Annotated in this window: 1 protein-coding gene; it reads right to left on the minus strand. The window is 72.7% G+C overall.

The features are described from left to right. The coding region (locus IEZ03_RS37265; RefSeq protein WP_229808836.1) for a beta-ketoacyl synthase N-terminal-like domain-containing protein at window positions 1–1103 on the minus strand (1103 nt) is incomplete at both ends.

Raw genomic sequence — 1103 nt, forward strand, 5'->3', positions numbered from 1 at the left:
TTGCCGTCCTGGCCGGGCAGGGCGCGTCCGGTGACCACGGCCGGGTGCGGCTCACCGGCCGCCAGCGCCCGCAACCCTTCACGCAGCGTCGCCTGGTCACCGACGATGACGGCGCGGTGCTCCAGGACCGAGCGGGTGGTGGCCAGCGCCCAGGCGACCTCACCGGGATCAAGGTCGGGGTGAGCGTCCAGGTGTTCGGCCAGGCGCCGCGCTTGAGCAGCGAGCCCGGCCTCGGTCTTGGCCGACAGCAACCACGGCAGCACCTCGGACCCCGACACTTCCCTGGCCCGCTCCAGTTCGGTGCCGGGCTGGAGTGTCACGGGTGTGGGTGTTGTTTCGGGCTCGGTGCTGGTGGGGGGTTGTTCGAGGATGAGGTGGGCGTTGGTTCCGCTGATGCCGAAGGAGGAGACCGCGGCGCGTCGGGGCTGTCCGGTGTCGGGCCACTCGACCTGCTCGGTGAGCAGCTCCACCGCCCCAGCGGACCAGTCGACGTGCGGGGTCGGCTCATCCACGTGCAGCGTCCGCGGCAGGACGCCATGCCGCATCGCCTGGACCATCTTGATGATGCCGGCGACGCCGGCGGCGGCCTGGGTGTGCCCGAGGTTCGACTTGATCGACCCCAGCCGCAGGGGCCGGTCGGCGGGCCGCTGCCGGCCGTAGGTGGCGATGAGCGCTTGGGCTTCGATGGGGTCGCCCAGTGTGGTGCCGGTCCCGTGCGCCTCCACCACGTCCACCTCGGCGGCGGTCAGCCGCGCGCTGGCCAGCGCGTCCTCGATCACTAGCTGCTGGGACGGGCCGTTCGGCGCGGTCAGCCCGTTGCTGGCCCCGTCCTGGTTGAGGGCCGATCCGCGCACGATGGCCAGAACGGTGTGGCCGTTGCGCTGCGCGTCCGACAGGCGCTCGACGAGAAGGAGCCCGACGCCTTCCGACCAGCCGGTGCCGTCGGCCGCCGCGGCGAACGGCTTGCAGCGGCCGTCGGGGGCCAGTCCGCGCTGCCGGGAGAACTCCACGAACACCCCGGGGGCGGACATGATGGCGACGCCGCCGGCGAGGGCGAGGTCGGTTTCGTGGTTGTGGAGGGATTGGCAGGCGAGGTGGAGGGC

The organism is Actinomadura livida (genome assembly GCF_014648675.1).
GTDB classification, from domain to species: Bacteria; Actinomycetota; Actinomycetes; order Streptosporangiales; family Streptosporangiaceae; genus Spirillospora; species Spirillospora livida.